Origin of the sequence: Streptomyces sp. YS-3 (assembly GCF_045257485.1) — a bacterium.
Classification (GTDB): domain Bacteria; phylum Actinomycetota; class Actinomycetes; order Streptomycetales; family Streptomycetaceae; genus Streptomyces.
Genome location: NZ_JBJHPC010000528.1, coordinates 1 through 4,978, shown reverse-complemented (window position 1 = coordinate 4,978; position 4,978 = coordinate 1). Strand labels below are relative to the sequence as shown.

4 protein-coding genes are annotated in these 4,978 nt (G+C 73.3%); all 4 read right to left on the bottom strand.

Annotation, left to right across the window (positions count from 1 at the left end; genetic code table 11):
* The coding region (gene dnaG, locus ACJA3G_RS29875; protein ID WP_406556161.1) for a DNA primase at positions 1–1,382 on the bottom strand (1,382 nt) is incomplete at its 3' end.
* A gap of 87 nt (positions 1,383–1,469) precedes the next feature.
* A complete protein-coding gene (locus ACJA3G_RS29870; RefSeq protein WP_406556160.1) occupies positions 1,470–2,744 on the bottom strand; it encodes an NAD(P)/FAD-dependent oxidoreductase in 1,275 nt (424 codons plus the stop codon).
* 168 nt (positions 2,745–2,912) lie between these two features.
* Positions 2,913–4,214: a deoxyguanosinetriphosphate triphosphohydrolase gene (locus ACJA3G_RS29865; protein ID WP_406556159.1), complete on the bottom strand. Its 1,302-nt coding sequence runs from the start codon at positions 4,212–4,214 to the stop codon at positions 2,913–2,915.
* 47 nt (positions 4,215–4,261) lie between these two features.
* Positions 4,262–4,978 (bottom strand): sirohydrochlorin chelatase (locus ACJA3G_RS29860; RefSeq protein ID WP_406556158.1); only part of this gene is annotated, 717 nt, incomplete at its 5' end.

Here is a 4,978-nt window from a genome sequence, read left to right as displayed (position 1 = left end):
TCTCCGTACGGGCGGCGGCGGTCCGGGGCCGGGCCCTTGCCGCCCCGGTCGCGGGCCCAACGGCCCAGCTGGGCCACGCGCTTGACGACGAACTGGGTGTCCAGGATGCCGAGGATGCCGGCCAGCTGGACGGCCACCTCGTGCTGGGAGGCGATGTTCTTGATGCGGGCGACGATCGGGGCGGCCTCGTCGAGCGCGGCGGCGCGGCCCGCCGGGGTCTCCAGGTCGTAGCGCTGGACGATCTGGCGGATGGCGAACTCGAAGAGCGGGGTGCGGGGCTGGACCAGGTCGGCGACCGCCTCGTTCCCCTTGGCCAGGCGCAGTTCGCAGGGGTCCATGCCGTCGGGGGCGATGGCGATGTAGGTCTCGGCGGCGAACTTCTGGTCGTCCTCGAAGGCGCGCAGGGCCGCCTTCTGGCCCGCCGCGTCACCGTCGAAGGTGAAGATCACGCGCGCGCTGCCGTTGTCCATCAGGAGGCGGCGCAGGATCTTGATGTGGTCGCCGCCGAAGGCGGTGCCGCAGGTGGCGATGGCGGTGGTGACCCCGGCGAGGTGACAGGCCATCACATCGGTGTAGCCCTCGACGACCACCGCGCGGCTGGACTTGGCGATGTCCTTCTTGGCCAGGTCGATCCCGTACAGGACCTGCGACTTCTTGTAGATCGCGGTCTCGGGGGTGTTGAGGTACTTGGGGCCGTTGTCGTCGTCGCGGAGCTTGCGGGCGCCGAAGCCGACGACTTCGCCGGAGACATCGCGGATCGGCCACATCAGCCGGCCGCGGAAGCGGTCGATGGGGCCGCGGCGGCCCTCCTGGGAGAGCCCGGAGAGGGTCAGCTCCTTGTCGCTGAAGCCCTTGCCGCGCAGGAAGCGGGTGAGGTGGTCCCAGCCGGCCGGGCTGTAGCCGACGCCGAAGTGGGCGGCGGCGGCCTGGTCGAAGCCGCGCTCGGCGAGGAACTTGCGGCCGATCTCGGCCTCGGGGCTGGTGCCCAGCTGCTCGATGTAGAACTGCGCGGCGATCTTGTGGGCCTCGACCAGGCGGATGCGTTCGCCGCGCTGGTGGGAGGGGTTGTAGCCGCCCTCCTCGTACCGCAGGGTGATGCCGGCGGTGGCGGCCAGGCGCTCGACGGCCTCGGAGAACGACAGGTGGTCGATCTTCCGGACGAAGGCGATCGTGTCGCCGCCTTCCTGGCAGCCGAAGCAGTGGAAGAGGCCCTTGCTGGGGCTGACCTGGAAGGACGGGGACTTCTCGTCGTGAAAGGGGCACAGGCCCTTGAGGTTGCCGCCGCCCGCGTTGCGCAGCTGGAGGTACTCGGACACGACGGCGTCGATCGGGACCGCGTCCCGGACCGCCTTCACGTCGTCATCGTTGATCCTGCCTGCCACGCGGCAAGTCTACGGTGCGGGAAGGACAGTCCCGGGTGCCCGTGGGCGGCGGCCCGGCCGGGGTTCGGCCGGGCCTCGCCTTGGCGCTCAGGGCGTCGTCAGGTCTTGCAGCGGGACCGACGGGTCCGCCAGGCGGTCCGGGTCGATCCGGACGCCCTTCGTGCCCGCCCTGATCAGGTCCTGGATCGCCTCTGTGACGTCCCACACGTTCACGTTCATCCCCGCCAGCACCCGCCGCTCGCTCAGCCAGAAGGCGATGAACTCGCGCTTGCCCGCGTCGCCCCGGAGCACCACCTGGTCGTAGCTGCCGGGGGGCGCCCAGCCCGAGTACTCCAGGCCCAGGTCGTACTGGTCGGAGAAGAAGTACGGCACCCGGTCGTAGCCGGTCTCCTGGCCCAGCATCGCGCGGGCCGCGGCCGGGCCGCCGTTGAGGGCGTTGGCCCAGTGCTCCACCCGCAGCCGGATGTCGAGCAGCGGGTGGTGGGCCGCGGCCACGTCGCCCGCGGCGAAGATGTCCGGGTCGGAGGTGCGCAGCGACGCGTCGACCGCGACCCCGCCGCCGTGCGCGCGGTCGACGAGCGCGAGGCCCGCGGCCTCGGCGAGCGCGGTGCGCGGCGCGGCCCCGATCGCGGCGAGCACGTCGTGCGCCGGGTGCTCCTCGCCGTCGTCGGTGCGGGCGGCGAGGACCATGCCGTCCTGGCCGACGATCTCGGTGAGCCGCGCGCCGAAGTGGAAGCGGACGCCGTGCTCGGCGTGCAGTTCGGTGAAGATCTGACCGAGCTCGGGGCCGATCACCTGGTGCAGCGGGGTCTGCTCGGGCTCGACGACGGTGACCTCCGCGCCGTATCCGCGCGCGGCGGCGGCGACCTCCAGGCCGATCCAGCCGGCCCCGGCGATCACCAGGTGGCCGTTGTCGCGGCCGAGGGCCTTGAGGGTGTTGCGCAGCCGCTCGGAGTGGGCGAGGCGGCGCAGATGGTGGACGCCCGCCAGCTCCGTGCCGGGGATCTCCAGGCGGCGGGGCTCGGAGCCGGTGGCGAGCAGCAGCTTGTCGTAGCCGATGACGGTGCCGTCGCCCAGGCGGACGGTCCTGGCCTCGCGGTCGATGGCGGTGACGGTCTGGCCGAGGTGGAGCTCGATGTCGTTCTGCGCGTACCAGCCGGGTTCGTGGACGAAGACGCTGTCGCGTTCCTCCTTGCCGGAGAGGAAGCCCTTGGACAGGGGAGGCCGTTCGTAGGGGTGCTCCCGCTCGTCGCCGATGAGGATCACCCGGCCGTTGAACCCCTCGGCGCGCAGGGTCTCGGCGGCCTTGGCCCCGGCCAGTCCTCCACCGACAATGACAAATGTCCGGTCTGCGTCGACCACTTGATGCCTCCTCGTTGCTCAACCGCCATCAGCGAGCGTCCCGCACGGAGCGTGATGGGGGAAGAGGGCTTGCTCCGTTGGGGCGCCGAGTGGCCGGGCTTGATCGGTGCGTCATACGTACGGGAATGCGTACGGTCCTACGTACGGGAAACCGCGCTCCACCGCGGCTCAGCGGTGCGGCGCCGTCAGTCTGGCGTGCAGGGACAGGGCCGCGGCGTCGGTCAGGGACGCGATCTGGTCGACGATGACCCGTTGCCGGGCGCGGTCGTCGCCGGCCGCGGCGAAGAGCGCGCGGAACTGCGGGTCGAGGCCGTCCGCCGGGGCGCGCGCGGTGAGCGCTTCGGCCAGTTCGGCCAGAATCACGCGCTGGTCGGCGCGGAGCCGCTCCTGCTCGTCACGCTGCATCACATAGCGGACGGCCACCGCCTTGAGCACCGCGCACTCGTTGCGCGCGGCGCGCGGGACCTCCAGCTCCGCCCCGTACCTGCTCAGCCGGCCCGAGCCCCAGCGCTCGCGGGTCGCGCCCTCGGCGGCCAGGCAGAACCGGCCGATGAGCTGGCTGGTGGCGTCCTTCAGCCGGGCCTGGGCGACGGCCGAGCCGTCGTACCCGTGCGGCCACCACTCCTGGTCCATCAGCCGGTCCAGCGCGTCCGCGAGCTCCTGCGGCTCGGTGCCGGCCGGCACGTACCGCCCGATCGCCACGCGCCAGATGTCCGCGCGCTCCGGTTCGGAGAAGAGCAGGTTGGGGTCGATGTGCCCGGCGTGCAGCCCGTCCTCGAAGTCGTGGACCGAGTACGCCACGTCGTCGGCCCAGTCCATGACCTGGGCCTCGAAGCACTTGCGGTCGGGCTCGGCGCCCCGGCGCACCCAGTCGAAGACCGGCAGGTCGTCCTCGTAGACCCCGAACTTCACGGACTGCGGGTCGGTGGGGTGGCCGCCGCGCGGCCAGGGGTACTTGGTGGCCGCGTCCAGGGCGGCCCGGGTGAGGTTGAGGCCGACGCTGACGGGCTCGCCGCTCTCCTCGTCGCGCACGAAGCGCTTGGGTTCGAGGCGGGTGAGCAGGCGCAGCGACTGGGCGTTGCCCTCGAAGCCGCCGCAGTCCTTGGCGAAGTCGTTGAGCGCCTGCTCGCCGTTGTGCCCGAAGGGCGGGTGGCCCATGTCGTGCGCGAGGCAGGCCGCCTCGACGAGGTCGGGGTCGCAGCCGAGGGCGGCGCCGAGCTCGCGGCCGACCTGGGCGCACTCCAGGGAGTGGGTGAGGCGGGTGCGCGGGCTCGCGTCCCACAGCCGGCCGGTCTCGCCGGGCGTCACGACCTGCGTCTTGCCCGCCAGCCGGCGCAGCGCCCCGGAGTGCAGCACACGCGCGCGATCACGCTGGAAGGCGGTCCGGCCGGGCCGTTTGTCCGGTTCGGCGGCCCACCGCTCGACGTCGGTCGGCTCGTACCCGGGGTGGTGTGCTGCGATGCCTTCCATGCACCGACAGTAAACGGAACCACTGACAAGCGGGGCGGCGCGGGTGCTCAGGCCGTGGCGAGTTCGCGCGGCGGGGCGGCGAACGGGGCGGCGGCGAGCGCCTGGTCGTAGCGGTGCAGGACGAGGCGGGCGACGGCCGGGTGGGCGCCGAGCGGGGCCGCGGCGACCCCGCGCGCGTGGGCGGCGCTCTGGGTGGCGAACCGGCCGGGCGCGGTGAAGTACGAGGCGATCGCGACCCGGTGGCGGCCCCGCGCGGCGAGTGCCCGCAGGGCCTCGGGGACGGTGGGGGCGGCGGCCGAGGCGTAGGCGGGTATCACCGGTACGCCGAGGCGGTCGGCGAGCAGCGCGGCGGTGCGGCGGGTGTCGGCGGCCGACTCGGGGTCGCGCGATCCGGCCCCGGCGAGCACCACCGCCCGCCCGCCACGCGCGCGTGGGTCCTCGTCCCACCCGGCCTCGACGAGCCTTTCGTACAGCGCCTCGACGAGCAGCGGGTGCGGACCGAGCGGCCGGGCGATACGGGTGCGCAGCCGCGGGGCGTCGGCGACGGCCGCCGGGATGTCCTGCTTGACGTGGAAGCCGCGGCTCAGCAGCAGCGGTACGAGAACGGCGTGCCCGGCGCCCAGTCCGGCGAGGGTGTCGGGCAGCGCGGGCTCGTCGATCTCGATGTGGCCGAGCCGTACGTCGAGCCCGGGGCGCAGTTCGCGGACCAGGTCGAGCAGGGCGGACACGGTGCGCAGCGCCCTGGGGTCGCGGCTGCCGTGGGC

Bases quoted from the DNA above. Each gene is read 5' to 3' on its own strand.
- ACJA3G_RS29865 (WP_406556159.1), bottom strand. From the start codon at position 4,214: ATGGAAGGCATCGCAGCACACCACCCCGGGTACGAGCCGACCGACGTC.